The following is a 26,852-nucleotide window of genomic DNA, read 5'->3' as shown; positions in this document are numbered from 1 at the left end:
CTTCCCGGTTGGTCCGTTCCGTCGGACAACCGAGGAGAACACGCCATGGCACGCACCGCCGGACCGGACGAGATCGATAAGCTCTGGTCGATGATCAAGGACGTCCAGTTCGCCATGATGACGACGCAGGACGAGCAGGGGAACCTGCATTCACGCCCCATGGCGACGCTGCAGCACGCCGGCTTCGAGAACGGCGCCCTGTGGTTCTTCACCAGGGCGCCGTCGGGCAAGGCGCACGAGATTCAGAACGACACTCACGTCAACCTCGCCTACGCCGAGCCGAAGACGCAGGATTACGTGTCGGTGTCCGGGCGCGGGCAGATCGTCCGCGACAAGGACAAGATCAAGCACCTCTGGCGCGAGATCATGGCGACCTGGTTCCCCAAGGGCGTGGACGACCCCGACATCGCGCTGATCAAGGTGACGGTGGACAGCGCCGCCTATTGGGACGCGCCGTCCAGCGTCATGGTCCACGCCTATGGCTATGTGAAGGCCAAGATCACCGGCGAGCCGCCGCATCCCGGCGAGACCGGCAAAGTGTCGTTCCAGTAGCCACAGGCGGTCAGGCGGCGTTTACGCCCCACCCTCCCCCGACCCGCGTGGGGAGGTCGGGAGGGGGGGCAGGGTTACGCCGCGTTCAGCACCTCATCCGCCGCGGTGAACGGGATGCCCAGCGCCTCGGCCACCGCCGCGTATGTGATCAGGCCCTTGTGGACGTTCAGCCCGTCGCGCAGGTGCGGATCGTCGGTCAGGGCCTTGCGCCAGCCCTTGTCAGCCAGCGCCACCGCGAAGGGCAGCGTGGCGTTGTTCAGCGCGTGGGTGGAGCTTCGGGCCACGCCGCCCGGCATGTTGGCGACGCAGTAATGCACAACCCCGTCGACGATGTAGGTGGGGTTGCTGTGGGTGGTGGCGTGGCTGGTCTCGAAGCAGCCGCCCTGGTCGATCGAGACGTCCACCAGCACCGAGCCGGGACGCATGCGCGCCAACTGCTCGCGCCGCACCAGCTTCGGCGCCGCGGCCCCCGGCACCAGCACCGCGCCGATCACCAGATCCGCGTCGGTCACCAGATGGTCGGTCGCCTCGGCGGTGGCGTAGACGGTCTTCAGCCGCGGCCCATAGAGCGAATCGAGCTCGGTCAGGCGCGGCACGGAACGGTCGGCGATGGTGACGTCGGCGCCCAGCCCCGTCGCCATGCGGGCCGCGTTGGCCCCGACCACGCCGCCGCCCAGCACCACCACCTTGCCCGGCAGCACCCCCGGCACGCCGCCCAGCAGCACGCCGGAACCGCCACCGGCCTTCTGAAGCGCCACGGCGCCCACCTGGATCGCCATGCGGCCGGCGATCTCGCTCATCGGCGCCAGCAGGGGCAGGCGGCCGGCGCGGTCGGTCACGGTCTCGTAGGCGATGGCGGTGCAGCCGCTCTCCATCAGCAGCTTCGCCTGCTCCGGATCGGGGGCGAGGTGGAGGTAGGTGAAGAGCACCTGCCCCTCCCGCAGCATGCGGCATTCGGCCGGCTGCGGCTCCTTCACCTTGACGATCATCTCCGCGGCCTCGAACACCGCCTCGGCGTCGGGCAGGATGGTGGCGCCGGCGTGTTCGTAGTCGGCGTCGCTGTAGCCGATCCCGGCGCCGGCAGCGCTCTGCACGACGACGGCGTGACCGTGGCTGGCCAATTCCCGCACCGAGGCGGGCGTCAGGCCGACACGGTATTCGTGATCCTTGATTTCCTTGGGCACCCCGATTTTCATGCTGGCGGCTCCCTTCCCGGCGTCACCCCGCTGCGGGATGACCGCTGGGTATCAAGGTAGTTCGCACCACCAACGAAGGTGCTTGCGAAGTGGCGCAACGGCTGCGTTAATCGGGGGTCCCCATGAAGAATCCACGGCCGCTTTCGAACGATCTGCGATGAGAGCCCTCGACGCCATCGACCGCAGGATCGTCCGGCTGTTGCAGCTCGACGGGCGCATCAGCAACGCCACGCTGGCGAAGGAGGTCGGGCTGTCGCCGTCCGCCTGCCTGCGCCGCGTCCAGCTCCTGGAGCATGACGGCGTCATCCGCGGCTACACCGCGCTGGTGGAGGAGACCGGGCAGGAGCCGCAGACCGTGGTGATCGTGCAGATCACCCTGGAGAAGCAGACCGAAGCCTTCCTCAGCGCCTTCGAGGCGGCGGTGCGCAAATGCCCGGACGTGATGGAGTGCTACCTGATGTCCGGCGGCTTCGACTATCTGCTGCGTGTCGCGGCCCGCGGTGCGGCCGATTACGAGCGGATCCACAAGGACCAGCTCTCCCTGCTGCCGGGTGTCGCCCGCATCCACTCCAGCTTCGCCATCCGCAGCGTGATCCGGGCGGGGAACGGGGCGGGGTAGTCGTTGTGGAGGAATTCAAAACGACGGATGCCTGCTTCCGTTCCTGGTCTTGACCGGAACCACCATATGCCAAGCGATCAGTCAGGGTCAGTGTCTATGGTGGAAGACCGAGAACGAGTTGATCCGCTTCGATGGATGCCGCGAATCGGCTCAGCGATTCTATGACGACTCCTGGTGAATCGACGATACTCGGATGCCTGTTTTCCGCAAAATGCCGCTTTCAACAGTCACTTGATGAAGGGCTTTCAATCCGGTCCACCAGAATGGTGGACTGCCCTGGATCGCTTGAAAAGCCTAGTCTTTCGGCACTCGATGCTTGCTGAAACATGCCGGATTGGCATACGCAACTGTCATCCCGTCGCGCATTGACGAACAGAAGCCGTTTTTCCTCTTGACGAGGGGGCTCGGGTCTGGGAGATCCTAGGCCATCGGGGACGATCCCGATTTGTACTCACCCCACCCCATGGATAATGGGTTGGAAGCCTGGAAGAGCGCTAGATCTAGAAGGAGAAATGCCATGAGCTAGACGCAAGACACGTCCAAGGCGCAAACAACTCGCTCAGCGGTTGTTTGGACACTTCCTGACTCCCGACGTTGCCGCGTCAAAAACCAGGAAGCGCCAAATCAAACCGATCCATAGCTCAGGGCTATGGCGTCACAGATGCTTACGGAAAGCGAAAGTAAGCTAACGCATCTGTGCGCCCTAATCAAGCCCTTGAGCGTCGCTCCTGTATGGAGAGCCATCATGGGACTCCACAGTCCGCGTAGAGCCAACTTCATCAAAGCTTGCTACGTACTTTGGCTGGTAAAAATCGAGGGTACGACCCTTACAGAGGCCGCCATCCGAGTCGGCCTCAGCGACGGAACCGTCTGCCACATTGTCCATGGCAGACGCTTCGCGGACGCATTCCCGGTCTGCCCGCCGTTCCTGTCTACGGAGTGAGTCGAAACAATGGTCCCCTCTTCCTGATGGGGAGAGGGGACCATTCTTGAACTCACGCCCGGTTCATGCGGTTGTCGACCAGCTCGCTGACCACGGTGGGGTCGGCCAGGGTCGAGGTGTCGCCCAGCGCGTCGTGCTCGTTGGCGGCGATCTTGCGCAGGATGCGGCGCATGATCTTGCCGGAACGGGTCTTGGGCAGGCCGGGCGCCCACTGGATCAGGTCGGGCGAGGCGATCGGGCCGATCTCCTTGCGGACCCAGTTCACCAACTCCTTGCGCAGCTCCTCCGTCGGCGTCTCGCCGGCGTTGAGCGTGACGTAGGCGTAGATGCCCTGGCCCTTCAGGTCGTGCGGGTAGCCCACCACGGCGGCCTCGGCCACCTTCGGGTGCGCCACCAGCGCGCTCTCCACCTCGGCCGTGCCCATGCGGTGGCCGGACACGTTGATCACGTCGTCCACGCGGCCGGTGATCCAGTAATAGCCGTCGGCGTCGCGCCGGCAGCCGTCACCGGTGAAGTACTTGCCGGCGAAGGTGGAGAAGTAGGTCTGCACGAAGCGCTCGTGGTCGCCGAACACCGTGCGCATCTGGCCGGGCCAGCTGTCGCCGATGCAGAGGTTGCCCTCCGTCTCGCCTTCCAGCTCCTTGCCATCGTTGTCCACGACGACCGGCTTGACGCCGAAGAAGGGCTTGGTGGCCGAACCCGGCTTCTGGCCGATGGCGCCGACGAGCGGGGTGATCAGGATGCCGCCGGTCTCCGTCTGCCACCAGGTGTCGACGATCGGGCAGCGGCCGTCGCCCACCACGTTGTAGTACCAGAGCCACGCCTCGGGGTTGATCGGCTCGCCCACCGAGCCCAGCACGCGCAAGCTGGCGCGGGAGGTCTTCTTCACCGGACCCTCGCCCTCGCGCATCAGCGAGCGGATGGCGGTGGGGGCGGTGTAGAAGATGTTGACCTTGTGCTTGTCCACCACGTCCCAGAAGCGCGAGACGCTGGGGTAGGTCGGCACGCCCTCGAACATCAGGGTGGTGGCGCCGTTGGCGAGCGGCCCGTAGAGGATGTAGCTGTGCCCGGTGACCCAGCCCACATCGGCCGTGCACCAGTAGATCTCGCCGTCCTTGTAGTCGAAGACGAGCTGGTGGGTGATCGAGGCGTAGACCAGATAACCGCCCGAGGTGTGCAGCACACCCTTCGGCTTGCCGGTCGAGCCGGAGGTGTAGAGGATGAACAGCGGATCCTCGGCGCTCATCTCCTCCGGCGGGCAGTCGGCGGACACGCTGGCGGCCTCCTCGTGCCACCACAGGTCGCGGCCCTCGGTCCAGGCGACGGTGCCGCCGGTGTGCTTGACCACCAGCATGTGCTTGACGCAGGCGGCACCCGCCACCGCCTTGTCGGCGTTCGCCTTCAGCGGCACCTTCTTGCCGCCGCGCAGACCCTCGTCGGAGGTGATGACGAAGTGGCTGTCGCAGTCGACGATGCGGTCCTTCAGGCTGTCCGGCGAAAAGCCGCCGAACACCACGGAATGGATAGCGCCGATGCGGGCGCAGGCCAGCATCGAGTAGGCCGCCTCCGGGATCATCGGCAGGTAGATGGTGACGCGGTCACCCTTCTTGACGCCGTGCTTCTTCAGCACGTTCGCCATGCGGCAGACCTGCTCGTGCAGTTCCTTGTAGGTGATCGCCTTGGAGACCGAGGGGTCGTCGCCTTCGAACAGGATGGCGGTCTGGTCGCCGCGGGTGGCGAGGTGCCGGTCGACGCAGTTGGCGGCGACGTTCAGCGTGCCGTCGTAGAACCACCGGATGTGGACGTCGCCCTCGAAGGACACGTCCTTCACCTTGCTGTAGGGCTTGATCCAGTCGATGCGCTTGCCGTGCTCGGCCCAGAAGCCTTCCGGGTCGGCGATGGACTGCTCATACATGCGGGCGTAGGCGGCCTCGTCCACGTGCGCAGCCTGGGCGATCTCCGGCTTCACAGGAAAGAACGTGTTGTCGGTCATTGGATCGCGATTCCCCCATATACTTCTGGTTGGGCCCATAGGGCAGGATCGAGACGGCGTCCGGGCCAGCCCGAGTCGACGCGCATTATCCACACTCGGTGCGGCGCGAACAAGGCGGCTGGCCGTGGCTTTTGCGCGCATGCGGCCGTTGGGAACCATCGCTTTTTGCGGTGCCGAAGTCGCCGGCCAGCGTGTTGCGGCGGCAACCGCGACGCTATGTCGCGCCCCGGTTGGCCCGACGCGTGCGGACATCGGGCGTCGGCACGCTTAACCCGGCCTTAACCCCCGAACGGCTATTTTCGCGCGTCGGTAGTACGTACGTACACGAAGCTGAACAGGGCGCTCATGGCAGAGACGAGCAACGCGGGCGGTTCCGAGGACAAGGATCTCGCGGGACGGCTCAGTCGGATGTGCAACCGCACCAGCCTGATGGTGATCGACGCCACACTCAGGGCCTGCGCGTCCGAGGACGGGCCGGAGGCGGCGGTGGAGGTGCGGGCGCTGGCGCGGCGCATCGTGCGAGCCACCCATGATTTCAAGGCCACCTTGGAGCTTCAGCCGGAACCCGCCAGCTGACAGCCATCAGCGCCACAGCTCTCAACGCCGCAGTTCTCAGCGCCGCGCGCCGATGAAGCGGCGCCAGAAGGACCCCGCGGCCGTTTCCGCACGCTTGGCTTCCAGCCACTCGTCGGCCAGTTCGCGCACCTGCCAGTCGCCGAGCCAGCGATCGCAATCGATGGCGGTGTAGAGGCGCACCCGGTCTTTGCCCAACCGCTCGAAGTAGGCGAGCGTCCGCTCGCGATCGGTCTCGTCCATGCCGGCTCCCATGGGGCGGGTCGCAAAGGGGGCATGGTTGCCCGGCGCGACGCCATTGCGACATCCGCTAGATATAGTGTGCGGCGACTCGCGCCCGCAATACCCTCAAGCGGGTGGACCGCGACACCATCGTCGCGCCCCCTTCGGCAAGGCAGCACGTTCACAATCCCCCTTTTCCAGTGCAGAATGCGGCAAACCCGCGCGCCGCGCGGGACGACCAGGATGAACGGGGAACAGGCAGAGATGACGACAGGCTGGATGTCGGGCGCGCTGGTGGCGGCGCTGGTTGGGCTGTCGGCCGCTGGGGCGGCGGCGCAGGATATGCCCAAGGTCACCATCGCCATGAGCGGCTGGACCGGCTTCGCGCCGATCACGCTGGCGCGCGACGCGGGCATCTTCAAGAAGAACGGCGTCGAGGTCGAGATCAAGAAGATGCCGGTCGCCAACCGCCACCAGGCGATGGCGGCGGGCGAGGTGCAGGGCATCGCCACCACGGTGGACACCCACACCCTCTACGCCTCCTCCGGCGTGCCGGTGCAGCAGGTGCTGGTGCTCGACAGCTCGCACGGCGGCGACGGCATCGCGGTGCGTGGCAACATCGAGAAGGTCGCCGACCTGAAGGGCAAGAACATCGCGGTCGAGACCGGCGGCGTCCCGCAGTTCTGGCTGGCCTATGTGCTGAAGAAGAACGGCATGTCGATCGGCGACGTGCAGCAGACCAACCTGTCGCCGAAGGATGCCGCCGCCGCCTTCGTCGCCGGCCAGTTCGACGTCGCCGTCACCTACGAGCCGTACCTGTCCAACGTGCGCAACGCCCAGGGCAAGACGCTGGTCACGTCGGACCAGACGCCCGGCGTGATCATCGACACGCTGGCCTTCCAGCCCGACTACATCGCCAAGAACCCCAAGGTGGTGCAGGCCATCGTCGATAGCTGGTTCGAGGCGCTGGCCATGATCAAGGCCGACCAGCAGAAGTCGTTCGAGATCATGGGCAAAGACGTCAACCAGTCGGCCGAGCAGTTCGCCAAGTCCGCGCAGTTCGTGAAGTGGTACGACAAGCCGATGAACGCGGAGTATCTGGGCACCACCATGCCGGTCTTCCTGAAGGAGGTGACCGAAGTGATGCTTGAGGCGAAGCTGATCCGCCGCGCGCCGCCCGACCAGGCGTCGATGTCGACCGCGTCCTTCGTGAAGTGACCGCCCGCCCCCGCCGCACCACCGACGGGGGCGTCCCCTTTTTGAGAACCACACTGCAACGGACCCCATGGACGGCTTCTTCGCGCCGCTGAAGCCGGTCGGCCCCGGTTTGCGGCTGGCCCTCGGCATCGCCTGCTTCGCCCTGTTCTTCCTGGGCTGGGGGATCGCCACCTACGGCGGCTTCGTAAGGCCGCTGTTCCTGGCCTCGCCCGGCGAAACGCTGGCCTCGGGCTGGGCGCTGTTCGTCGAATACGGCTTCGCACGCGACGTGCTGATCACCGTCGGGCGGGTGGTCGGCGGTTTCCTGCTGGCCGCCGTGCTGGCGGTGCCGCTGGGCATCCTGATGGGTGCCTTCAAGCCAGTGGACGCCTTCTTCCAGGGCTTCATGTCCTTCGCCCGCTACCTGCCGGCCTCGGCCTTCATCCCGCTCCTGATCCTGTGGGCGGGGGTGGGCGAGCTGCAGAAGGTGCTGGTGATCTTCATCGGCTCGGTCTTCCAGCTCGTCATCATGGTGGGGGTGATCGTCGGCTCGGTCCGCATGGACCTGCTGGAGGCCGCCTACACGCTGGGCGCCAGCCGGCGCGGCGTGGTGCTGCGCGTGCTGCTGCCGGCCGCGGCCCCGCAGATCTTCGAGGCGCTGCGCCTCGTGCTCGGCTGGGCCTGGACCTACGTCATCGTGGCCGAGCTGGTGGGTGCCTCGCGCGGCATCGGCCACATGATCATCGAGGCGCAACGCTTCCTGGACACCGGCCAGATGATCTTCGGCATCTTCATCATCGGGCTGATCGGCCTGATCACCGATTTCCTGTTCCAGGCCGGCAACGCCCGCCTGTTCCCCTGGACGCGGGGGCGCTGAGGCCATGAGCAAGCTGTCGATCCGCGGCGTTTCCAAGCAGTTCCCCGCCCGCCGGGGGGCCGCCCCCACCCGCGCGCTGGAGCCCACCAGCCTGGAGGTGGCGGACAACGACTTCATCACCGTGCTGGGCCCGTCGGGCTGCGGCAAATCCACCATGCTGCGCATCGTGGCGGGGCTGGAGACGCCGACCGAGGGCACGGTGCTGCTGGACGGCCAGCCGGTGACCCGGCCCGGCCCCGACCGCGGCATGGTGTTCCAGTCCTACACCCTGTTCCCCTGGCTGAACGTGCGCGACAACGTGTGCTTCGGCCTGCGCGAGCGCGGGGTGCCGCGCGCCGAGCAGCTCGCGGTGGCCGACCGCTTCCTGGCCCAGGTCGGGCTGAAGGGCTTCGAGAACCACATGCCGAGCCAGCTTTCGGGCGGCATGCAGCAGCGCACCGCGCTGGCCCGGGCGCTCGCCAACGATCCAAAGATCCTGCTTCTGGACGAGCCCTTCGGCGCGCTCGACCACCAGACGCGGGAGGTGATGCAGGAGCTGCTGCTGGGGGTGTGGGAGCAGCACCGCAAGACCGTGCTGTTCGTCACCCACGACATCGACGAGGCGATCTTCATGGCCAGCCGCGTGGTGGTCATGTCCGCCCGCCCCGGCCGCATCAAGTGCGACATCGCCATCGACCTGCCGCACCCGCGTTCCTACAGGATCAAGACCACCGCCGCCTTCGCCGCCTACAAGGAACGGCTGACCGAGGAAATCCGGGTGGAGACGCTGAAGACGCTGGGCATGGAGGGGTAGGCGCGGAAACCTTCACCCCGCCGCCGGGTTGTCCCCTCGTTCATCAACCGAGGAGGAAGCGATGGCCCAGCGCAACGAGGGTGAAGGCAACCGCACCGCCGATCGCCAGTATGTCGAAGGCGTCAAGGACCATGTGAAGAACCACGACGTCCAGGGTGACGCCCAGCGTGCCAAGGACGCCGTGGACGGACCGGAAGGGGCCGAGCTGCGCCGTGCCGAAGAGGCCGGCAAGAACCACAGCAAAGGCGAGGATCCGCTGCTGAACAAGCGCTGATCCGGGTATGAACCTCCCCCGAACGGGGGAGGACACCCCTTCCTGACGGACGAATTTGGAACAATCCGCCCGACACCGACGTTCATTCCCCTGCATGAGCGGCGAACCGGCATGGCCGGGGCCGCAACAATCACTGGGTGGATGATGATCAGGACGCTTTCCGCGGTCGTGCTCGGCGCCTTTCTCCTGTCCGGCTGCTCGCTCACGTCGCGTGAGAACCGGGCGCTGACGGGTGGTGCGGTGGGGGCCGCCGGCGGCGCGGTGGTCGGTGCCGTGGCCGGCGGCAGCGCGCTGGTCGGCGGTCTGGTGGGCGGTGCCGCGGGTGCCGCCATCGGGGCGCTGACCGACGACGGCGACAACCGGCGCGGCCGCGGCCACCGCCATCACGATTGAGCGCGGCGTAAACTACTCCTCCCCGTCCTTCACGTCGTCCCACGACATCAGGGTCAGGGGATGCGCCTCCGGATCGTCCTCCGCCTCCTCCGGCTCCGGTTCGGGTGGGGGTGGCGGTGGGGGCGGAGCGGCCGGACGGGGCGGGGCCTTGAGCGGGCGCTTGGCCTGCCCCTTGGGGCCGATGCTGGGCTGGTCGCCGAAATCGGGCAGGGGCATGGAGCGGTCCATCACCCCCTGCACCAGACGCACGATGCGGTCGGCCTGGAGCTGGAGCGCCCGACCGCGCTCCCCCTCGTAGCGGGAATCGTCGAGGAACTTGCGGATCTCCAGCACGCCGCGCAGCTCCACGCCGCAGATCTCGAAGGTGCCGAGCGGCAGGTGCTTGACCCGGCTGTAAAGGTCGAAGAAGGCCGCACTGCCCTCGACGAACTGCACCACCATGCGGGCGTGCATGCGATCGAGCGCCGTCGCCATGGAGGATTCCGCCAGCTCGGGCGAGGCGTAGATCTTCTCCTCCGTCACCGAGGCGAGCGCGAAGAAATCGCGGACCTTCTTGGTGAATCGGCGGTAGCGGTCGAGCCCGCCGGTGGACACCCGCTCGCGCGCCTGCACCGACAGGTCGGACGACTGCTTGACCATCTCGTCCAGCCGCAGCAGCAGCTTCGCCACCTCGCGCTGGCGCTGGGCGGGGGACAGCGGCTGCCGGGGCGGCTGCGGCCGGATGGGTGGAGAGGGCGGCATCCGGCGGTCAGCGGGCGGTGCGCACGGTCAGGCTGCGCCGCCCGCCGCCGCGCAGAACCTCCAGATTGACCGGCGAGCCGGCACGGATCAGCCCGACGCGGTTGCGCAGGTCGGTGGCGCTGCGGATCGGGCGGCCGTCCACCGCCACCACCACGTCGCCGCTGCGCACCCCGGCGCGCTCGGCGGGGGAGCCCTGCTCCACCGCGGCGATCAGCGCACCCTCATCGCCGGTCATGTTCAGGCTCTCGGCGAGGTCGGGCGTGAGGTCCTGGAGCGCCACGCCCAGCCGGCCGCGCCGCACCTCGCCATACTCGATGATCTGGTCCATCACCGCGCGCACGATGCTGACCGGCACCGCGAAGCCGATGCCGACCGAACCGCCGGCCGGGCCGATGATCGCCGTGTTGATCCCCACCAGCTCCCCGCCAAAGCTGACCAGCGCGCCGCCGGAGTTGCCGGGGTTGATGGAGGCGTCGGTCTGGATGAAATCCTCGTAGCCTTCCACGCGTAGCCCGCTGCGGCCGAGTGCCGAGACGATGCCCGAGGTCACCGTCTGGCCCAGCCCGAACGGATTGCCGATGGCGACCACGAAGTCGCCGACCTGCAACCGGTCGGAATCGCCCCAGGACAGCGCCGTCAGGTTGCGCGCGTCGATCTTCAGCACGGCGATGTCGGTGGCGGAATCCGATCCCACCAGCCGCGCCTTGAACTGCCGGCGGTCCTTCAGCGTGACCGTGATGTCCTGGCCGTTGGCGACCACATGGTGGTTGGTGATGACGTAGCCGCGCGCCGCATCGACGATCACACCCGAGCCGGCGCTGTTGCGCGGCCGGCCCTGCGGCTGGTCGGGGATGTTGAAGAAGCGGCGGAAGAAGGGGTCGCGCAGCAGCGGGTTGTCCACCTGGGGTGCCCGCTGGGTGACCGCGATGTTGACCACCGCCGGCGTCACCGTCGCCAGCATGGGCGCGATGGTGGTGACACCGTTCACCGCCGGCGGCAGCGCCGTCTGCGCCGGCGCGGCACTCCCCATCGTCACCGCCACCGTGACCGCGGCCAACACCGCCCGAACCCTACCGACCATGAGCCAAGACCCCACACGACCATTGCCCTGCCGGATTTGGGAAAAATCGATCGCGCGGTCAAGCGCGGCGACGCCCATGCCCGTTCCGGGTTATGCAGTATGCCATCACCGCGCGCGCCGGATAAGGACCACCTCACCATGTCCACTCCCAACACCCCCGTCACTCCCTTCACCGGCCCGGCCGCGGCGCTCCGCCTGATGGCCGAGTGGAACCGCGTGGCGCTGGAGGTCTGGCCGGCGTCCATGCTGGTCGCCACCTCCCCCTTCCTGATGGCCCCGCCGCTGTGGATCCTGGCGCTGATGGCCGGCGGCGGGGGCCGCGGCGGGAGCCGGTCATGACGATGGCCCCGGTCTCCAGCTTTTCCGGGTGACGACCGTTCGAAGACAGGCCCTGTTCCCGGCGCGGGCGGCGGCCCTGCGCGGTGCCGATGCCGGATCATCCGGTTTCGGCAGCTCCCTATGATTGTCGACAAATGCAGTTTGGATTCCCCAAATGACCTGAATACAATTTTCTCCGTGCATGCGTGACGCCAGGACGTCCATGAGCGCGAACAAACGGAGAGAACGATCACCATGGCGACGACCGACGCTTCCAGCCAGGGGCCCGTGGATCCTCCGGCCGACACCTCGATCCTGTTCCTGGGCATCGATTCGGTGCAGGGGACGGCACGCAACACCGCGGTCACCGGGGATTATCAAACGGTAGGGTCGGAAAGTTCGTTGCTCCTGCAACTGTGCGCCGACTTCGAAACCTTGAGCGACAGCACCGACATCACCCAGTCCGCCAGTGTCGGCGTGGGGCTTTTCGGCGTCAGCGAGAAGGTCCGGTTCGTCAAGAACACCCAGCGGACCACGTGGTCGCTGAATCTGATGATTCGCAGCACCAAGGTCAGCGGCACCCACATGGCCACGCATTACCGGCTGAACGACGGGATCGCCGTGCCGCAGACCGATGAGGAGAGGGTCGATTTCTTCAAACAGTACGGAGATTCTTTCATTTCCTCCTTGACAGTCGGAGCCGAATACATTGCAATTTTCACGATATTCCTGAATTCCGAATCCGAACACCAGTCGGTGATGACCGAGGTATCGGCGCACGGGCTGATGTCCGCCTTCAGTTTCGACGCTGGTCTCCAATCCAACCTGACCAGCTTCTTCCAGAAGATCAAAGCCCGCGTCGTCCTGAAGCAGAAGACCTTCGGGGTCGACAGCATCGAATTGCCGGGCATCGAATCCATGATCGAGTTCGCACGGAAGTTCCCGACGATCACGGTCGATAAGCCGTCGATCATCCGCTTTTCGACGACCGGCTACGAGAACCTGCTGCCGGGGCGTTCTTTCGAGACCATCGCGGCGAACCGCAACTATCTGGTCGGAACCGGATATTCGGAAGGTATCTACAGCGACCGTGCGCGGGTGCAGGACCTGATCAGCCAGCTCGAGTCGATCAACGCCATCCACGAAACCTATGGCTTCTCCGATCCCCGGATGGAGGAGGTCAAGGACAAGGCGACCGCCGACCTGAAGGCGCTGGACGGGCAGATGACCGGTTTCGGGAACGACCCTTTGGCCTCCTTCACCAAGCCGGCGCTGCCCTCGCTGGCCGAGGGCCTGCCCAGTGTGAGCTTCGAGAGCGGCCAGTCCGAGGCCTGGGGCGGCAACAACGTCGCCCCCTTCGACGACGTGGGTAAGGTCGGCGACTTCATCGGCAAATGCGCCCGCATCTCCAGCATCAAATTCCACACCGGCGAGTTCGTGACGGCGCTGATCGTCACCTACCAGGGCGTGGACGAGGCGACCGGGCTGCGCAAGGTCCATGGCGGGGAAGACCACACGGCAGGGTACGAACTCTTCCTGGAGAACGGCGACCGGATCGTCGAGGTCTCCGGCGAGGCGGGCGTCTATGTGGACCAGATGACCGTCAGGACGGCCGCGAAGCATTCCACCGCCGGAGGGGTCCCCCACGGGGCCAGCCCGTTTGGGTGGACGGCCGAGGCTGGACAGGTGCTGCTCGGCTTCCGCGGCCGGTCGGGCGCTTTCCTGGACCAGATCCAGGTCGTCTGGGTGAAGCTGCTGCCGACGGTGTGGAAGCCGCGCTTCTGATCCCGGCAGCGCCAGCCGCCGCGAAAGGTCGGTGACCGCGGCGCAATGCCGCAGGTTCGGAGCACACGGCCATCCACCGGTGTTGTGCGTGGGGCGGGCGACGGCCCCGCCCCACCACCCACCCAGGCCCCGCCCATCGGCGGCGGCCGACGCCGATGGATGCGCGCATGGACCTCGATCCGCTGATCCTCTCCCGCATCCAGTTCGCCTTCACCATCTCGTTCCACATCCTGTTTCCGTCCTTCACGGTCGGGCTGGCCTGCTGGATCGTGGTGCTGGAGGCGCGCTGGCTGATGACCGGCCGGGCGATGCTGCGCAGCCTGTCGGAGTTCTGGACGAAGATCTTCGCCATCTCCTTCGGCATGGGCGTGGTGTCGGGCATCGTCATGTCCTACCAGTTCGGCACCAACTGGAGCCGCTGGTCGGACATCGTCGGCAATGTGCTGGGGCCGCTGATCCAGTACGAGGTGGTGACCGCCTTCTTCCTGGAGGCGGCCTTCCTCGGCATCATGCTGTTCGGGCGCAGCCGGGTGCCGAAGGGCATCCATTTCATGGCCTGCTGCCTCGTAGCACTCGGCACGCTGATCTCCAGCTTCTGGATCCTGTCGGCCAACAGCTGGATGCACACACCGGCCGGGGCGGAGCTGCGGGCGGATGGGCGCTTCTATGTGCTGGACTGGTGGGAGGTGGTGTTCAACCCGTCCTTCCCCTACCGCCTCGCCCACATGCTGACGGCGATGTTCCTGACCACCAGCCTGGTGGTGGCGGGCTTCAGCGCCTGGTATCTGCTGCGCCGCCGGCACGAGCGGGAGGGCTGGATCGGCTATTCCATGGCGCTCGCCATGCTGACCGTGCTGGCGCCGCTCCAGATATTCCTGGGCGACCTGCACGGGCTGAACACGCTGGAGCACCAGCCGGCCAAGATCGCCGCCATGGAGGGCCATTGGGAGGGCGGGTCCGGAGCGCCGCTGATCCTGTTCGCCGTCCCCGACGAGGCCGCCGAGACCAACCGGTACGAGCTGGCGATCCCCGGCCTGTCCAGCCTGATCCTGACCCACGACTGGAACGGGGTGGTGCCCGGCCTGAAGCAGTTCGCGCCGGAGGACCGGCCGCCGGTGCTGATCCCCTTCTACGCGTTCCGCATCATGGTCGGCATCGGCTTTGTCCTGCTGGGGGTGGCTGTGCTGCACGTGGTCCTGCGGCTGACCGGCCGGCTGGAGAGCGCCCGCTGGTTCCAGCGGGTGGTCGTCGCCTGCACGCCGCTGGGTTTCGTCGCCATCCTCTGCGGCTGGTTCACCACGGAGGTCGGGCGCCAGCCCTGGACCGTCTACGGGCTGCTGCGCACCGGCGACAGCGTGACGCCCGCGCTCACCACCGGGGCGGCGCTGACCTCGCTGACCACCTTCGTCGTCGTCTACGCCTTCATCTACCTGTTCGGGACCTATTACCTCGTGCGCCTGCTGCGCAAGGGGCCGCAGTCGCCGACCTTCGACCAGGCTCAGCCGGCGGAGAACGATGTGCCGCGGCCCAAACGGCCGCTGTCGGTCACCGACGAACGCGCCGAACCGGCGGAGTGACGACGATGGAAGACTGGAGCCTCCTTACCCTCGCCTGGGTCGGCATCATCGGGCTGGCCGTGGTCATGTATGTGCTGATGGACGGGTTCGACCTGGGCATCGGCATCCTGTTCCCCTTCGTCGCCGGCGACGCCGACCGCGACGTGATGATGAACTCCGTCGCCCCGGTGTGGGACTTCAACGAGACCTGGCTGGTGCTGGGCGGGGCCGGACTGTTCGCGGCCTTCCCCATCGCCTACGCCACCGTGCTGCCGGCCATGTATCTGCCGCTGCTGGCGATGCTGATCGCCCTGGTCTTCCGCGGCGTGGCCTTCGAGTTCCGCTTCAAGGCGGGGCGCAGCCGCGGCTTGTGGAACACCGCCTTCTTCGGCGGCTCGCTGGTCGCCACCCTGGCGCAGGGGGTGGTGCTCGGCGCCTACCTCCAGGGCATCACGATCGAGGGGCGGCACTTCGCCGGCGGCATGTGGGACTGGGCGACCCCCTTCAGCCTGTTCTGCGGGCTGGCGCTGGTGGCGGGCTATGGGCTGCTGGGGGCGACCTGGCTGATCTGGCGCACCACCGGGCCGTTGCAGGGCTGGTGCTACGGTGTGGCACGCCGGCTGCTGCTGGCGGTCCTCGCCGGCATCCTGGTGGTGAGCGTGTGGACGCCGCTGCTCGACCCGCGGATCGCCGAGCGCTGGTTCTCCACGCCCAACCTGTTCTGGCTGACCCCGGTTCCCGTGGTCACCGCGCTGCTGGCGCTGTGGCTGTGGCGCTCGCTCGACCGCTGGCGGGAGCGGCAACCCTTCTTCCTGGCCTTGGGGCTGTTCCTGATGTCCTTCGGCGGGCTGGTGGTCAGCCTGTGGCCCTACCTGATTCCCTACAGCCACACGGTGTGGCAGGCCGCCGCCCCGCCGGAGACGCAGGTCTTCCTGCTCGTCGGCATGGCCTTCCTGATCCCGGCGGTGCTGGCCTACACCGCCTACAGCTACTGGGTGTTCCGCGGCAAGGTCACCGGTGGCTACCACTGATACCGGCGACCGCCGTCATGCTGCGCCGCACTGTCCCGAATCCGACATGAAACGGACGTTGTCGTCTTTGTGACACGACCACCCTTCCCGATTCTCATTTATTTCCAATAGGTTGACCCTCTTCCATCGGCTGGCACGGCGCTTGCTGGTATGACCGGCGCCGCCCGCGGGCCGGCGTATGGAAGAGGAGAGCGGGATGCACATCGTCGTCTGTATCAAGCAGGTGCCCGACAGCGCGCAGATCCGGATCCATCCGGTGACCAACACCATCATGCGCCAGGGCGTGCCGGCGATCATCAACCCGTACGACCTGTTCTCGCTGGAAGAGGCGCTGCGCATCAAGGACCGCACCGGCGCCCGGGTCACCGTGCTGACCATGGGACCGCCGATGGCGGAGAACTCCCTGCGCAAGGCGCTGTCCTTCGGCGCCGACGCCGCCGTGCTGCTGACCGACCGCAAGTTCGCCGGGTCCGACACGCTCGCCACCTCCTACGCGCTGACCTCGGCCATCCGCAAGCTGGCGGAGGAGGAGCCGGTGGACATCGTGTTCTGCGGCAAGCAGACGGTGGACGGCGACACCGCCCAGGTCGGCCCCGGCATCGCCACCCGGCTGGGGCTCCAGCAGCTCACCTACATCTCCAGCATCGATTCGGTCGACACCCAAGCGCGCGAGATCGTCGTGCACCGCCGCTCCGAAGGCGGGGTTCAGGTGCTGAAGACGGCGCTGCCCTGCATGATCACCATGCTGGAGGGCACCAACAGCATCCGCTTCGGCAGCATGGACGACATGTTCCGCGCCGCCCGCACGCCCCTGAGGGTGTGGAGCAAGGACGACGCCGCCGCCGACGAGACCAAGGTCGGGCTGAAGGGCTCGCCCACCGTCGTCTCCAAGGTCTTCGTGCCGAAGCCCAAGGCGGAGAAGGCGAAATTCATCGAGGCCGAGGGCGGCACGGCCGACGCGTTCGCCGCCGCCGCGGTCGAGGCGATCTTCGCCGCCCAGCCCAAGCTGTCGACCGACCTGCTGGCCCGCGCCGCCCAGGGCTGACGCGCCCGCGGCCCAGGGCCGCTGCCCACGGCCACCCCGACACACCCTTCCCCCGGAGCACACCCCGATGAGCGAACCGAGCAAGCCGCAGGGCCGCAAATTCCAGTTGCCCGAGCACCTGAAGGTCTACAAGGACGTCTGGGTGATCGTGGAGCAGGAGCGCGGGCAGGTCCATTCCGTCTCCCTGGAGCTGCTGGGCGAGGCGCGCAAGCTGGCCGACAAGCTGGGCGTCGCGGTGGGGGCCGTGGTGCTGGGCGAGGCCGGGCCGGACCTGGAGCGCATCTGCGGCGACGCCTTCGCCTACGGCGCCGACGTGGTCTACCGGGTCGCCGATCCCGTGCTGAAGGATTACCGCACCGATCCCTACTGCCGGGTGATGACCGACGTGGTCAACGCCTACAAGCCGGAGATCGTGCTGCTGGGCGCCACCACGCTGGGCCGCGACCTCGCCGGCGCCATCGCCACCACGCTGGCGACCGGGCTGACCGCCGACTGCACCGAACTCGACATCTACATGGAGAACCGCTCGCTGGCGGCGACCCGGCCGACCTTCGGCGGCACCCTGCTCTGCACCATCCAGACGCTGGCCTACCGCCCGCAGATGGCGACGGTGCGGCCGCGCGTGATGGCGATGCCGGAGCGCGACGACAGCCGGACGGGGCGCGTGGTCGATGTGTTCCCGGCCCTGGCCGAGGACAGCGTGATCACCAAGGTGCTGAGCTTCATCGCCGACCGCGAGCGCAACGAGGCGCAGCTCGCCTTCGCCGACATCATCGTGTCGGGCGGCAAGGGGCTGGGCAAGCCGGAGAACCTGAAGCTGGTCTTCGATCTGGCCGCGGTGCTGGGCGGCGAGGTCGGCGTCACCCGGCCGCTGATCCAGGCGGGCTGGGCCACCGCCGACCGGCAGGTCGGGCAGACCGGCAAGACGGTGCGGCCGAAGCTCTACATCGCCGCCGGCATCTCCGGCGCCATCCAGCACCGGGTGGGCATGGAGAAGTCCGACCTGATCCTGGCCATCAACACCGACAAGAACGCGCCGATCTTCGACTTCGCCCATCTGGGCATCGTCGGCGACGCGCTGAAGATCCTGCCGGCGCTCACCGACGCCTTCTCCCGGCGGCTGTCGGTCAACCGTCTGGCGAGCTGAGCCACCGCAACAGCCCCCCACCCCAACGGAACGAGGAGAGGACCAGGGCATGGTCGAAAAATTCGATGCCATCGTCGTCGGCGCCGGCCCCTCCGGCAACGCCGCGGCCTACACGCTGGCCAAGGGCGGGCTGAACGTCCTCCAGCTCGAACGCGGCGAATATCCGGGCGCCAAAAACGTCCAGGGCGGCATCATGTACGCCGCCGAGCTTGAGAAGATCATCCCCGACTTCCGCGACGACTGCCCGACCGAGCGCCACATCATCGAGCAGCGCGTCTGGCTGCTGGGCGACGACAGCTACATCGGCACCAACTACCGGTCGGACGCCTTCAACACCGACCGGCCCAACCGCTACACCATCATCCGCGCCAACATCGACAAGTGGTTCTCGGAGAAGATCCGCGAGGCCGGCGGCCTGCAGATCTGCGAGACCACGGTGACCGAGCTGATCCGCGACGGGTCGGGCAAGGTGATCGGCGTGCGCACCGACCGCGAGGGCGGCGAGATCCACGCCGACGTGGTGATCATGGCCGACGGCGTGAACGCGCTGCTCGCCAAGCGCGCCGGCTACCAGCCGGAGCTCCAGCCACAGAACGTGGCGCTGGCGGTCAAGGAGATCCTGTTCATCGACCCCGAACTGATCCAGCAGCGCTTCGGCGTGAAGGAGGAGGAGGGCGTCGTCATCGAGATCATGGGCAAGGTGACCAAGGGGATGGCCGGCACCGCCTTCCTCTACACCAACAAGGAATCGCTGACGATCGGCATCGGCTGCCTGATCTCCGACTTCAAGGCCGGGCAGTGCCCGCCCTACAAGATGCTGGAGGACCTGAAGGCGCACCCGGTGATCAAGCCGCTGATCGACGGGGCGGAGATGAAGGAATACGCCGCCCACATGATCCCGGAGGGCGGCTACAAGGCGATCCCGCAGCTCTACGGTCCCGGCTGGATGGTGGCCGGCGACGCCGCCCACTTCAACAACGCCGCCCACCGCGAGGGCTCCAACCTCGCCATGGCGTCCGGCCGCATGGCGGCGGAAACGGTGCTGGAGCTGAAGGCCAAGGGCCAGCCCTGCACCGCCGCCAACCTCGCCGCCTACAAGGCGAAGCTGGACCAGTCCTTCATCATGAAGGACCTGAAGAAGTACCGGAACCTGCCCTCCGTGCTGCACGGGAACAAACAGTTCTTCAGCGAATACCCCGATGTCATCAACGCCGCGGCGCACAACTGGTTCACCGTGGACAGCGTGGACAAGAAGACGAAGGAGAAACAGATCATGGGCTCCTTCGTGAAGACCCGCTCCGTCCTCGGTCTGGTCGGCGACGCCATCAAGCTGGTGAGGTCCGTGCGATGAGCCACATGGTCAAGATCGAAGAGAAGCTCTACCAGAACCGCTACATCGTCGATGAGAGCCGGCCGCACATCCACATCCGCAGCGCGGACGTGTGCAGCGGCTCGTGCAGCGCCAAGCCCTGCACCGTCTGCTGCCCGGCCGCCTGCTACACGCTGGGCGAGGACGGCGGCGTGACGCTGGCCACCGACGGCTGCCTGGAATGCGGCACCTGCCGCGTCATCTGCCAGGACAACAAGAACATCGCCTGGGACTACCCGCGCGGCGGCTACGGCATCAGCTACAAGTTCGGCTGATCCACGGGCGCCGCGTCCACCCGCCGGCCCCGCCCGCCCCGCCCCTCCCCCGGCGGCGGGCGGGGCCGGCGGGTGCTTCACCTCAGACAGGGCACAACGCGCCGCGTCACCCCACCTGTTCGACCACGAACACCCGCGGCGGGGCGACGAACTCGTCCTGGGCGGCGATGATCTGCAGTTCGCGGGTGCCGGCGCGGCGGGTCGCCTCGAAGATGGCGTAGATCGCCGCCGCCGCCCCTTCCAGGGCGCGGGCGGGGTCGCGGCTGCGCAGGTAGTGCGCGAGGAACAGAGCCGCCACAGCGTCGCCGGAACCGTTGGGCGCCGGGTCCAGCGGCAGGCGCGGGGTGGAGACGATCCAAGCGCCGGCTTCGCCGCCGTCGGCCAGCATCTCGATGCGGTCGGCCGGCCCGTCCTCGCGCAGCAGGCTGGTCACCAGCACCAGCCGCGGCCCGGTCGCCCGCACCGCCGCGGTGGCGGCCAGCGCGTCGGCCAGAGTGCGGATGGGGTGGCCGGCCAGGAACTCCAGTTCGAACTGGTTGGGTGTCACGATGTCGGCCGCGGGAACCGCATGCTCCTTCATGAAGTCGGGAATGCCCGGCCGCACGAAGAAGCCGCGCCCCACGTCCCCCATCACCGGATCGCAGCAATAGATGGCATCCGGGTTGAGGGCCTTGACCCGCGCCGCCGCCCCGACGATCGCCTGCCCCAGCGCGGCGTCGCCCATGTAGCCCGACAGCACCGCCGAGCAACGCTCCAGCGCGCCGCGCGCGGCCACACCGTCCAGCACGTCGGCGATGTGCCCGGCGCTGAAGACCTGCCCGGTCCAGGAGCCGTAGCCGGTGTGGTTGGAGAACTGCACCGTGTTCACGGCGATGACGTCGATGCCCAGACGTTGCAGCGGGAACACCGCGGCGCGGTTCCCGACATAGCCGTAGGCGACGTGCGATTGGATGGAGAGGACGGTCTGCATGGCCGCGAACTCTAGGCCAAGGCCCGCAAGCCCGCAAACGGGAAGCGCGCAGGGCACCCCGCGCGCGCCGCATGCTGCACCGCCAAACGCAGATCAGGTATGCGAGACGGATCACACATGTTTCGGAAAGAAAATCTTTACGACACACGAGTATAACACGAACAAAATAAGGTGCGTCCCGCACCGCAGAACGTGGGAGAGTCGATCATGTCAGTGGAGCTGACCGGAATTTCGTTGCGCCGGCGCGGACACGGGATGACCAGCGTGTCGGGTTATGTTGCGTTGCATGGAAATGGCGAGGTCGAATTCTGCGGTGCGGCAGCCGAACAGGGCGCACTGATCCGCGACGCGCTCGACCGTGCCGACATGATGGCCCCACCCCGTGATCTGCGGGCCGAACGCGCCTTCGCGCCGAGCTGCGCGACCTGCCCGCTGGTCGGCCGCGCCACCCCCAGCTGCGCCTGCATCCAGGCCGAGGGCTGGCGGGTCGGCGGCGTGACCGGCTCCGCGACGGTCCGCATCCGCCCGGAGCTGCCGGCCACCCTGACCGGCACGGTCGACGACGTGACCCGCGGCCAGCTCCGGCGCGAGCTGGCGGCTTTCGCCGCCGGCCGCTCCATGGGCGGCGTCCGCGCGGCGTGACGCAGGGCGCGATGGTGGACACGGGGGGACTCCCCGGCTAATCAACGGGCTGCCGACCGATCCCCGCAGGAAGGAAGACAGCCATGGCGAGCGCCGTCCGTCCCCGCCGCAGCGTGCTCTACATGCCCGGCTCCAACCCGCGCGCCCTGGAGAAGGGGCGCGGGCTTGCCGCCGACGGACTGATCCTGGACCTGGAAGACGCGGTGGCGCCGGACGCCAAGGCGGCGGCGCGCACCACCATCCGCGACGCGCTGGCCGCCGGCGGCTATGGCCGGCGGGAGCTGGTCGTGCGGACCAACGCGCTGGCCTCCCCCTGGGGCTATGACGACCTTGTGATGGCCGCGACCAGCGGTGCGGACGCCGTGCTGCTGCCGAAGGTGGAAAGCGCCGACACCGTGCGCCAAGCCGAATCGGTGTTGCGCACGGCCGGCGCGCCGGACGGGCTGGCCATCTGGTGCATGATGGAAACTCCGCTCGGCATGCTGCGGGCGGCGGAGATCGCCGCGGCCAGCCCGCGGCTGGGCGCTCTGGTCATGGGCACCTCCGACCTCGCCAAGGACCTGCATGCCGCCCACACCCGCGACCGGCTGCCGATGATCACCAGCCTCGGCCTCTGCCTGCTGGCGGCGCGCGCCTACGGCCTCGCGATCCTCGACGGGGTGCACCTCCACCTCGACGACGAGGAGGGCTTCGCCCACGCCTGCCGCCAGGGGCGGGAGCTGGGTTTCGACGGCAAGACCCTGATCCACCCCAAGACCATCGCCACCTGCAACGCCGCCTTCGCGCCCTCGGCCGACGAGGTCGCACAGTCCAGACGCATCATCGACGCCCACGCCGCGGCGCTGGCCGAGGGCAAGGGCGTGGTCGTGGTGGACGGCCGGCTGGTCGAGAACCTGCACGTGGACAGCGCGCGACGCCTCGTGGCGCTGGCCGACGCCGTCGCCGCGATGGGGTAAGCCGTAGGACTCCGCCCTTCGGCGCGGGAGACGCCCATCGGATTGCTAGCGCTCCCTACCCGTTGGGGGAACGGACGCTTCGACTTTGGAACCATTCCATCATCACCACGGTTTCCTGCCCAGTGGCTGAGGTGGAGATGGCCGATGTCCGCAAAGGAAGGTGGGCGCACGTCCAACCGCGGGTTCGCGTCGATGGACCGTGAGCGTCAGAGACAGATCGCCAGCAAGGGCGGCGAGAGCGTGCCGGCGTCGAAGAGAAGTTTCTCCAAGAATCCGGAACTCGCCGCGGAGGCCGGCCGCAAGGGCGGCCGCAGCGTGCCCGCATCGTCGCGCAGCTTCTCGCGCGATCCCTCGCTCGCCGCGGAAGCGGGGCGCAAGGGCGGGCAGGCGAGTCACGGTGGACGGAGCACGGAGCTCCCGGACGCCGACTGAGGTTTGAACGGGGAGGACGTTGGGTCGGGGCGAAGCCGTCGACCCAACGTCCGTCTCCTTACGACGACACCTTATCCAGCTCGCGCAGGATCGAGTCGCCCATCACCGTGGTGGAACAGCGCGCCATGCCCGGGGCCATGATGTCGGCCGTGCGCATGCCGCCGCCGAGCACGTTCTGCACCGCCTTCTCGATCATGTCGGCGTCCTGGCCGCGGTCGAAGGAGTAGCGCAGCGCCATCGCGAAGGACAGCATCGTGGCGATCGGGTTGGCGATGTCCTTGCCGGCGATGTCCGGGGCCGAGCCGTGCACCGGCTCGTACAGCGCCTTGCGGTTGCCCGCCGCGTCCGCCGCACCCAGCGAGGCCGACGGCAGCATGCCCAGCGAGCCGGTGAGCATCGCCGCCTCGTCCGACAGGATGTCCCCGAACAGATTGTCGGTGACGATCACGTCGAACTGCTTGGGGTTCTTCAGCAGCTGCATGGCGCAGTTGTCGGCGTACATGTGCTGCAGCTCGACGTCCGTGAAGGACTCCTTGTGCAGCTTCGTCACCTCCTCCCGCCACAGCAGGCCGGATTCCATGACGTTCGCCTTTTCCACCGAGTGCAGCTTCCGGCCGCGCTGGCGCGCCAGCTCGAAGGCGACGGTGGCGACGCGGCGGATCTCGCTGGTCGTGTAGGACTGGGTGTTCAGGCCGCGGCGCTCGCCGTTGCCCAGATCGGTGATGCCGCGCGGCTCACCGAAATAGACGCCGCCGGTCAGCTCGCGGACAATCATGATGTTCAGGCCGCGGACCACGTCGGCCTTCAGGGTGGAGGCATCCACCAGCGCGTCGAAGACGATGGCCGGGCGCAGGTTGGCGAACAGCCCCAGCTCCTTGCGCAGCGCCAGCAGGCCCGCCTCCGGCCGCTTGTCGAAACCGATGTTGTCCCATTTCGGGCCGCCGACGGCGCCGAGCAGCACGCAATCGGCCGCCTTCGCCTCGGCCAGCGTCTCGTCCGCCAGGGGAACACCGTGCGCGTCGATGGCGGCACCGCCAACCAGGCCTTCGCTGACGTCGAAGGTGAGGCCGCGCTTGCGGTCCATCCAGTCGATGACCCGGCGGACCTGACGCATCACCTCCGGACCGATGCCGTCACCGGGGAGGAACAGGATCTTCTTGTTGGCGGGCATGTTGCGGTCTCCGCGTTCAATACTCGGTGTCGATGGCTCAGGTGATGACGGTGGCAACGCCCGCTCAACGAAACGATGGCGTATGTCCGTAAGAGGTCAGCCCCACATCCAGGGCTGGCTGCCGCGCTGCGCGCCCTCGTAGGCGTCGATGGTCGCGGCCTGCTGCATGGTCAGCCCGATGTCGTCCAGGCCATTGAGCAGGCAGTGCTTGCGGAACGGGTCCACCTCGAAGGGGATGCGGCCGCCGTCCGGCCCCGTGATCTCCTGCTTCTCCAGGTCGATGGTGACCACCGCGTTGGCGCCGCGCGAGGCGTCGTCCAGCAGCAGGTCCACCTGCTCCTTCGGCAGCTTGATCGGCAGGATGCCGTTCTTGAAGCAGTTGTTGTAGAAGATGTCGGCGAAGCTCGGCGCGATGACGCAGCGGATGCCGAAATCGAGCAGGGCCCACGGCGCGTGCTCGCGCGAGGAGCCGCAGCCGAAATTCTCGCCGGAAACCAGGATCGAGGCCTTGCGGTAGGCCGGCTTGTTCAGGACGAAGCCGTAGATCTCCTGCCCGTCGGCGGTGTAGCGCATCTCCTCGAACAGGTGCTTGCCGAGCCCGGTGCGCTTGATGGTCTTCAGGAACTGCTTGGGAATGATCATGTCGGTATCGACGTTGATCATCGGCAGCGGGGCGGCAACGCCGGTAAGAACGGAGAAGGGTTCCATGGGCCGGTAACCTGTCGAGCAAGGAAGCGGCACGGGGTGCCCCGCACCGGGGAGACGGTGAATAGCATTCCGGCTGCGCCAATGCAAAAGGAAGCTTGCCACATTTCCGGCCCGTCGGGTGCGAAAGCACATGGCGCGACGCATCGGAAGGAAAGATTCTTCCCATGGTGGTGCATGCCGACGGGGCCGGTCAGGCTGCGTCCATCCGGCGGTTGCGGCCACGCCGTCGGCGGGCTATCCCGTGGCACATGAAGCGAGCATGAACGAGCGATGATGACCGACCTTGCCAGCCTGTTGCCCGGCCGTTTCGGCCATCTCGTCCGCCAGCTCGGCGCCTTCGGGGGGGTCGGGGTGATCGGGCTGTTGGTGGACATGGCGGTGGTGTGGCTGTGCCTGCGCGGGGCCGGGCTCAATCCCTATGCGGCGCGTGCCGTGTCGTTCCTGGTTGCCGCGACGACGACCTGGGTGCTGAACCGCGCCTTCACCTTCCGCGGCGCCCGGCCGGAGGCGGCACACCGGCAGTGGGCGAAGTTCCTGGCCGCCAACGCCGTCGGCGGCGCCGTGAACTATGGCGTCTACGCGGCGCTGGTGAGCGGTGTCGGCTTCTTCGCGGCGGTGCCGGAAGCGGCGGTGGCCGTGGGGTCGCTCGCCGGGCTGGGCTTCAATTTCACGGCGTCGCGCACGCTGGTGTTCCGAGGCGCATGACCGCCCGCCATCCGGCGCATGCATGGCTGTGCTTGCGGACATGCACCTCTTTTCCGCACCGCAGCACCTTGTCCCGCGACAGGACCTTGCCACCTCAAGGAGAGTGACGGCGTGAGCGGGGGCCGCCGTCCCGAATGACGTTACGACAGGCAGGGTACCCCGATGACCATGAAGGATGTGATCGCGGCGTGGGCCGCGGGCGTGATGGCGGTCGTCGTCGCGCTGGGCGGTCTGACGGTCGCGTCGGCCAACTCGACGGCCACGTCGACGGCTGGAATGCCGTCCACCGTGCGCTCGTTGGAATCCGCCGCCTATGGCGGCGCCGACTGGGCGATGGATGTTTGGGAGACGACCGGCACCATTCCGGCGCGTCCGGCGGTTGGGGACCGCCACGCGCCGGAGGATCCGATCGACCCCGTGGAAGACGAGGCGATGAACAGCGTGCTGGCCGGGCCTTGAGGCCCTGCCAGCCGTTTCGCCGTCAATAGGGCCGCCACCGCGTGAAATGGGCGAACAGCGCCAAGCTGGCCGCCACGGTGGCGTTCAGCGACTCCACCGCCCCGGTGGTGGGCACGGCGAGGCGGCGCAGGGGCAGCCCGTCGGGCAGCCCCTGCCCCTCCTCCCCCAGCACCAGCCGCAGGTCGCGCGGCCAGTCGAATCGCGTCAGATCCTCGCCACCGCCATCCAGCGCCAGCACCGGCCCGGCGATGCCGCCAAGCTCCGCCCAGGACGGGCCGCGCAGCAGCGTCAGCGCGAAGGGGGCGTTGGCGGCGGCGCGCAGGCAGCGGGGGTGGAAGGGGTGTGCCGCTTCCGCCATCAGCACCACCCGGCGCGCGCCGAAGGCCGCCGCGCTGCGCAGCGCGGCTCCCAGATTGTTGGGGTCGCCCAATGCGCAGACCAGCTCCAGCCCCTGTGGCGGCTGCGACGGGTCGAGTGCCGGCATCTCCGGCACCGTGCCGACCAGGAGGGGGAAGCCGGTCCCGGCCACGTCCAGCCGCTCGAACAGCGGCTTCGCCAACAGATAAGGGGCGACGCCGGGCGGCAGCGTCAAGGCGGCGAGCGCGTCCGCGCCAACCGACAGCGCGGCGACGAAGCGGCCGGGGTGCGCGGCCAGCGCCTCCGGCACCGTCTTGCGGCCGGACAGCAGGAAATGCCCGTGCTTCCTGATGCCGCGCCCGTCCAGCACCGCCTCCCACAGCTTGAACTGCGGGTTCTGCGGGCTTTCCAGGGTGCGGAGGCGGTCACGGCTCATGACCTCCGTCAATAGTGGGCCGGGCGACCCGCCGCA

General features: G+C 67.8%; 30 protein-coding genes. 21 read left to right on the top strand and 9 right to left on the bottom strand.

Features of this window, described 5'->3' with window-relative positions; translation table 11 throughout:
• The first annotated feature begins 45 nt into the window (after positions 1-45).
• Entirely contained in the window at positions 46-552 is a 507-nt protein-coding gene (locus HL658_RS25490) for a pyridoxamine 5'-phosphate oxidase family protein (RefSeq protein ID WP_180285381.1), read from the top strand.
• A gap of 74 nt (positions 553-626) precedes the next feature.
• On the opposite strand, the gene ald is transcribed toward HL658_RS25490, so the two are convergent.
• Positions 627-1,748: an alanine dehydrogenase gene (gene ald, locus HL658_RS25485; protein ID WP_180285382.1), complete on the bottom strand. Its 1,122-nt coding sequence runs from the start codon at positions 1,746-1,748 to the stop codon at positions 627-629.
• 157 nt (positions 1,749-1,905) lie between these two features.
• Between ald and HL658_RS25480 the strand changes: the two genes are divergently transcribed.
• Positions 1,906-2,367, top strand: a complete 462-nt coding sequence (locus HL658_RS25480; protein ID WP_180285383.1) for an Lrp/AsnC family transcriptional regulator — start codon at positions 1,906-1,908, stop codon at positions 2,365-2,367.
• 995 nt (positions 2,368-3,362) lie between these two features.
• Here HL658_RS25480 and acs read toward each other — a convergent pair.
• Positions 3,363-5,303, bottom strand: coding sequence for an acetate--CoA ligase (gene acs, locus HL658_RS25475; RefSeq protein ID WP_180285384.1), 1,941 nt, complete (start codon positions 5,301-5,303; stop codon positions 3,363-3,365).
• A 345-nt stretch (positions 5,304-5,648) separates the two neighbouring features.
• On the opposite strand from acs, the gene HL658_RS25470 reads away from it, so the two are divergent.
• Entirely contained in the window at positions 5,649-5,879 is a 231-nt protein-coding gene (locus HL658_RS25470) for a hypothetical protein (RefSeq protein ID WP_180285385.1), read from the top strand.
• Positions 5,880-5,915: 36 nt separating this feature from the next.
• On the opposite strand, the gene HL658_RS25465 is transcribed toward HL658_RS25470, so the two are convergent.
• On the bottom strand, positions 5,916-6,119 hold the full coding sequence (locus HL658_RS25465; protein WP_180285386.1) for a hypothetical protein: 204 nt from the start codon (positions 6,117-6,119) through the stop codon (positions 5,916-5,918).
• Between the two features lie 243 nt (positions 6,120-6,362).
• Between HL658_RS25465 and HL658_RS25460 the strand changes: the two genes are divergently transcribed.
• The 5 genes from HL658_RS25460 (at position 6,363) to HL658_RS25440 (ending at position 9,632) form a co-directional block, all read left to right on the top strand.
• A complete protein-coding gene (locus HL658_RS25460) occupies positions 6,363-7,316 on the top strand; it encodes an ABC transporter substrate-binding protein (RefSeq protein WP_246337878.1) in 954 nt (317 codons plus the stop codon).
• A gap of 67 nt (positions 7,317-7,383) precedes the next feature.
• Entirely contained in the window at positions 7,384-8,172 is a 789-nt protein-coding gene (locus HL658_RS25455; protein WP_180285387.1) for an ABC transporter permease, read from the top strand.
• A 4-nt stretch (positions 8,173-8,176) separates the two neighbouring features.
• Positions 8,177-8,965 (top strand): ABC transporter ATP-binding protein, encoded by a 789-nt coding sequence (locus tag HL658_RS25450; RefSeq protein WP_180285388.1) that lies wholly within the window; start codon positions 8,177-8,179, stop codon positions 8,963-8,965.
• A gap of 61 nt (positions 8,966-9,026) precedes the next feature.
• Complete coding sequence (locus HL658_RS25445) at positions 9,027-9,239, top strand: hypothetical protein (protein ID WP_180285389.1); 213 nt, start codon at positions 9,027-9,029, stop codon at positions 9,237-9,239.
• Between the two features lie 141 nt (positions 9,240-9,380).
• Entirely contained in the window at positions 9,381-9,632 is a 252-nt protein-coding gene (locus HL658_RS25440; protein WP_180287675.1) for a hypothetical protein, read from the top strand.
• A gap of 12 nt (positions 9,633-9,644) precedes the next feature.
• On the opposite strand, the gene HL658_RS25435 is transcribed toward HL658_RS25440, so the two are convergent.
• On the bottom strand, positions 9,645-10,373 hold the full coding sequence (locus HL658_RS25435; RefSeq protein ID WP_180285391.1) for a hypothetical protein: 729 nt from the start codon (positions 10,371-10,373) through the stop codon (positions 9,645-9,647).
• 7 nt (positions 10,374-10,380) lie between these two features.
• Complete coding sequence (locus HL658_RS25430) at positions 10,381-11,454, bottom strand: Do family serine endopeptidase (RefSeq protein ID WP_180285392.1); 1,074 nt, start codon at positions 11,452-11,454, stop codon at positions 10,381-10,383.
• 138 nt (positions 11,455-11,592) lie between these two features.
• Between HL658_RS25430 and HL658_RS25425 the strand changes: the two genes are divergently transcribed.
• The 8 genes from HL658_RS25425 to HL658_RS25390 all read left to right on the top strand — a co-directional run bounded on the left by HL658_RS25425 (position 11,593) and on the right by HL658_RS25390 (position 19,980).
• Positions 11,593-11,793 carry a hypothetical protein gene (locus HL658_RS25425; protein ID WP_180285393.1) on the top strand — a complete coding sequence of 67 codons (201 nt, stop codon included), beginning with the start codon at positions 11,593-11,595 and terminating at the stop codon, positions 11,791-11,793.
• A 234-nt stretch (positions 11,794-12,027) separates the two neighbouring features.
• Positions 12,028-13,557 (top strand): jacalin-like lectin, encoded by a 1,530-nt coding sequence (locus HL658_RS25420; RefSeq protein ID WP_180285394.1) that lies wholly within the window; start codon positions 12,028-12,030, stop codon positions 13,555-13,557.
• 167 nt (positions 13,558-13,724) lie between these two features.
• A complete protein-coding gene (locus HL658_RS25415) occupies positions 13,725-15,134 on the top strand; it encodes a cytochrome ubiquinol oxidase subunit I (RefSeq protein WP_180285395.1) in 1,410 nt (469 codons plus the stop codon).
• A 5-nt stretch (positions 15,135-15,139) separates the two neighbouring features.
• Positions 15,140-16,144, top strand: a complete 1,005-nt coding sequence (gene cydB / locus HL658_RS25410; protein WP_180285396.1) for a cytochrome d ubiquinol oxidase subunit II — start codon at positions 15,140-15,142, stop codon at positions 16,142-16,144.
• Positions 16,145-16,340: 196 nt separating this feature from the next.
• On the top strand, positions 16,341-17,189 hold the full coding sequence (locus HL658_RS25405; protein ID WP_180285397.1) for an electron transfer flavoprotein subunit beta/FixA family protein: 849 nt from the start codon (positions 16,341-16,343) through the stop codon (positions 17,187-17,189).
• 67 nt (positions 17,190-17,256) lie between these two features.
• Positions 17,257-18,336: an electron transfer flavoprotein subunit alpha/FixB family protein gene (locus HL658_RS25400; protein ID WP_180285398.1), complete on the top strand. Its 1,080-nt coding sequence runs from the start codon at positions 17,257-17,259 to the stop codon at positions 18,334-18,336.
• A gap of 49 nt (positions 18,337-18,385) precedes the next feature.
• The gene (locus tag HL658_RS25395; protein ID WP_180285399.1) at positions 18,386-19,687 is read left to right on the top strand and encodes an FAD-dependent monooxygenase; all 1,302 of its coding nucleotides are present in this window, start codon (positions 18,386-18,388) and stop codon (positions 19,685-19,687) included.
• A 5-nt stretch (positions 19,688-19,692) separates the two neighbouring features.
• Positions 19,693-19,980 carry a ferredoxin family protein gene (locus tag HL658_RS25390; RefSeq protein ID WP_425485370.1) on the top strand — a complete coding sequence of 96 codons (288 nt, stop codon included), beginning with the start codon at positions 19,693-19,695 and terminating at the stop codon, positions 19,978-19,980.
• A gap of 106 nt (positions 19,981-20,086) precedes the next feature.
• On the opposite strand, the gene pdxY is transcribed toward HL658_RS25390, so the two are convergent.
• Positions 20,087-20,950, bottom strand: coding sequence for a pyridoxal kinase PdxY (pdxY, locus tag HL658_RS25385; RefSeq protein WP_180285401.1), 864 nt, complete (start codon positions 20,948-20,950; stop codon positions 20,087-20,089).
• A 207-nt stretch (positions 20,951-21,157) separates the two neighbouring features.
• Here pdxY and HL658_RS25380 point away from each other — a divergent pair, with 207 nt between their 5' ends.
• From HL658_RS25380 to HL658_RS25370, 3 genes are all read left to right on the top strand, one after another.
• The gene (locus tag HL658_RS25380) at positions 21,158-21,592 is read left to right on the top strand and encodes a hypothetical protein (protein WP_180285402.1); all 435 of its coding nucleotides are present in this window, start codon (positions 21,158-21,160) and stop codon (positions 21,590-21,592) included.
• An 83-nt stretch (positions 21,593-21,675) separates the two neighbouring features.
• Entirely contained in the window at positions 21,676-22,548 is an 873-nt protein-coding gene (locus HL658_RS25375) for an HpcH/HpaI aldolase/citrate lyase family protein (RefSeq protein WP_180285403.1), read from the top strand.
• A gap of 144 nt (positions 22,549-22,692) precedes the next feature.
• Positions 22,693-22,980: a con-10 family general stress protein gene (locus HL658_RS25370; RefSeq protein ID WP_180285404.1), complete on the top strand. Its 288-nt coding sequence runs from the start codon at positions 22,693-22,695 to the stop codon at positions 22,978-22,980.
• 58 nt (positions 22,981-23,038) lie between these two features.
• Here HL658_RS25370 and leuB read toward each other — a convergent pair whose 3' ends face one another.
• The gene (leuB, locus tag HL658_RS25365) at positions 23,039-24,151 is read right to left on the bottom strand and encodes a 3-isopropylmalate dehydrogenase (RefSeq protein ID WP_180285405.1); all 1,113 of its coding nucleotides are present in this window, start codon (positions 24,149-24,151) and stop codon (positions 23,039-23,041) included.
• A 96-nt stretch (positions 24,152-24,247) separates the two neighbouring features.
• Positions 24,248-24,859 (bottom strand): 3-isopropylmalate dehydratase small subunit, encoded by a 612-nt coding sequence (gene leuD / locus HL658_RS25360; protein ID WP_180285406.1) that lies wholly within the window; start codon positions 24,857-24,859, stop codon positions 24,248-24,250.
• A gap of 270 nt (positions 24,860-25,129) precedes the next feature.
• On the opposite strand from leuD, the gene HL658_RS25355 reads away from it, so the two are divergent.
• Together HL658_RS25355 and HL658_RS25350 are read left to right on the top strand one after the other, a co-directional pair.
• Positions 25,130-25,564, top strand: a complete 435-nt coding sequence (locus tag HL658_RS25355; protein ID WP_246337876.1) for a GtrA family protein — start codon at positions 25,130-25,132, stop codon at positions 25,562-25,564.
• Positions 25,565-25,726: 162 nt separating this feature from the next.
• Entirely contained in the window at positions 25,727-26,023 is a 297-nt protein-coding gene (locus HL658_RS25350) for a hypothetical protein (RefSeq protein WP_180285408.1), read from the top strand.
• A 22-nt stretch (positions 26,024-26,045) separates the two neighbouring features.
• Here the strand turns inward: HL658_RS25350 and HL658_RS25345 are convergent, their stop codons facing one another.
• Positions 26,046-26,816 (bottom strand): TrmH family RNA methyltransferase, encoded by a 771-nt coding sequence (locus HL658_RS25345; RefSeq protein ID WP_180285409.1) that lies wholly within the window; start codon positions 26,814-26,816, stop codon positions 26,046-26,048.
• Positions 26,817-26,852: the final 36 nt, after the last annotated feature.

Source organism: Azospirillum oleiclasticum, from assembly GCF_013423485.1.
In the GTDB taxonomy this organism is placed as follows: domain Bacteria; phylum Pseudomonadota; class Alphaproteobacteria; order Azospirillales; family Azospirillaceae; genus Azospirillum; species Azospirillum oleiclasticum.
This window is presented reverse-complemented; position numbering and strand designations above follow the sequence as displayed.

Excerpts from the sequence above, each read along its gene's own strand:
- HL658_RS25395 (WP_180285399.1), top strand. The coding sequence starts at position 18,386 with ATGGTCGAAAAATTCGATGCCATCGTCGTCGGCGCCGGCCCCTCCGGC.
- HL658_RS25390 (WP_425485370.1), top strand. The coding sequence starts at position 19,693 with ATGGTCAAGATCGAAGAGAAGCTCTACCAGAACCGCTACATCGTCGAT.
- pdxY (WP_180285401.1), bottom strand. The coding sequence starts at position 20,950 with ATGCAGACCGTCCTCTCCATCCAATCGCACGTCGCCTACGGCTATGTC.
- HL658_RS25380 (WP_180285402.1), top strand. The coding sequence starts at position 21,158 with ATGTCAGTGGAGCTGACCGGAATTTCGTTGCGCCGGCGCGGACACGGG.
- HL658_RS25400 (WP_180285398.1), top strand. The coding sequence starts at position 17,257 with ATGAGCGAACCGAGCAAGCCGCAGGGCCGCAAATTCCAGTTGCCCGAG.
- HL658_RS25420 (WP_180285394.1), top strand. The coding sequence starts at position 12,028 with ATGGCGACGACCGACGCTTCCAGCCAGGGGCCCGTGGATCCTCCGGCC.
- HL658_RS25370 (WP_180285404.1), top strand. The coding sequence starts at position 22,693 with ATGTCCGCAAAGGAAGGTGGGCGCACGTCCAACCGCGGGTTCGCGTCG.
- HL658_RS25425 (WP_180285393.1), top strand. The coding sequence starts at position 11,593 with ATGTCCACTCCCAACACCCCCGTCACTCCCTTCACCGGCCCGGCCGCG.
- leuD (WP_180285406.1), bottom strand. The coding sequence starts at position 24,859 with ATGGAACCCTTCTCCGTTCTTACCGGCGTTGCCGCCCCGCTGCCGATG.
- HL658_RS25405 (WP_180285397.1), top strand. The coding sequence starts at position 16,341 with ATGCACATCGTCGTCTGTATCAAGCAGGTGCCCGACAGCGCGCAGATC.
- HL658_RS25465 (WP_180285386.1), bottom strand. The coding sequence starts at position 6,119 with ATGGACGAGACCGATCGCGAGCGGACGCTCGCCTACTTCGAGCGGTTG.
- HL658_RS25435 (WP_180285391.1), bottom strand. The coding sequence starts at position 10,373 with ATGCCGCCCTCTCCACCCATCCGGCCGCAGCCGCCCCGGCAGCCGCTG.
- HL658_RS25375 (WP_180285403.1), top strand. The coding sequence starts at position 21,676 with ATGGCGAGCGCCGTCCGTCCCCGCCGCAGCGTGCTCTACATGCCCGGC.
- HL658_RS25470 (WP_180285385.1), top strand. The coding sequence starts at position 5,649 with ATGGCAGAGACGAGCAACGCGGGCGGTTCCGAGGACAAGGATCTCGCG.
- HL658_RS25430 (WP_180285392.1), bottom strand. The coding sequence starts at position 11,454 with ATGGTCGGTAGGGTTCGGGCGGTGTTGGCCGCGGTCACGGTGGCGGTG.
- HL658_RS25490 (WP_180285381.1), top strand. The coding sequence starts at position 46 with ATGGCACGCACCGCCGGACCGGACGAGATCGATAAGCTCTGGTCGATG.
- HL658_RS25345 (WP_180285409.1), bottom strand. The coding sequence starts at position 26,816 with ATGAGCCGTGACCGCCTCCGCACCCTGGAAAGCCCGCAGAACCCGCAG.
- HL658_RS25440 (WP_180287675.1), top strand. The coding sequence starts at position 9,381 with ATGATGATCAGGACGCTTTCCGCGGTCGTGCTCGGCGCCTTTCTCCTG.
- ald (WP_180285382.1), bottom strand. The coding sequence starts at position 1,748 with ATGAAAATCGGGGTGCCCAAGGAAATCAAGGATCACGAATACCGTGTC.
- HL658_RS25350 (WP_180285408.1), top strand. The coding sequence starts at position 25,727 with ATGACCATGAAGGATGTGATCGCGGCGTGGGCCGCGGGCGTGATGGCG.
- acs (WP_180285384.1), bottom strand. The coding sequence starts at position 5,303 with ATGACCGACAACACGTTCTTTCCTGTGAAGCCGGAGATCGCCCAGGCT.
- HL658_RS25480 (WP_180285383.1), top strand. The coding sequence starts at position 1,906 with ATGAGAGCCCTCGACGCCATCGACCGCAGGATCGTCCGGCTGTTGCAG.
- HL658_RS25450 (WP_180285388.1), top strand. The coding sequence starts at position 8,177 with ATGAGCAAGCTGTCGATCCGCGGCGTTTCCAAGCAGTTCCCCGCCCGC.
- HL658_RS25415 (WP_180285395.1), top strand. The coding sequence starts at position 13,725 with ATGGACCTCGATCCGCTGATCCTCTCCCGCATCCAGTTCGCCTTCACC.
- leuB (WP_180285405.1), bottom strand. The coding sequence starts at position 24,151 with ATGCCCGCCAACAAGAAGATCCTGTTCCTCCCCGGTGACGGCATCGGT.
- HL658_RS25355 (WP_246337876.1), top strand. The coding sequence starts at position 25,130 with ATGATGACCGACCTTGCCAGCCTGTTGCCCGGCCGTTTCGGCCATCTC.
- cydB (WP_180285396.1), top strand. The coding sequence starts at position 15,140 with ATGGAAGACTGGAGCCTCCTTACCCTCGCCTGGGTCGGCATCATCGGG.
- HL658_RS25455 (WP_180285387.1), top strand. The coding sequence starts at position 7,384 with ATGGACGGCTTCTTCGCGCCGCTGAAGCCGGTCGGCCCCGGTTTGCGG.
- HL658_RS25445 (WP_180285389.1), top strand. The coding sequence starts at position 9,027 with ATGGCCCAGCGCAACGAGGGTGAAGGCAACCGCACCGCCGATCGCCAG.
- HL658_RS25460 (WP_246337878.1), top strand. The coding sequence starts at position 6,363 with ATGACGACAGGCTGGATGTCGGGCGCGCTGGTGGCGGCGCTGGTTGGG.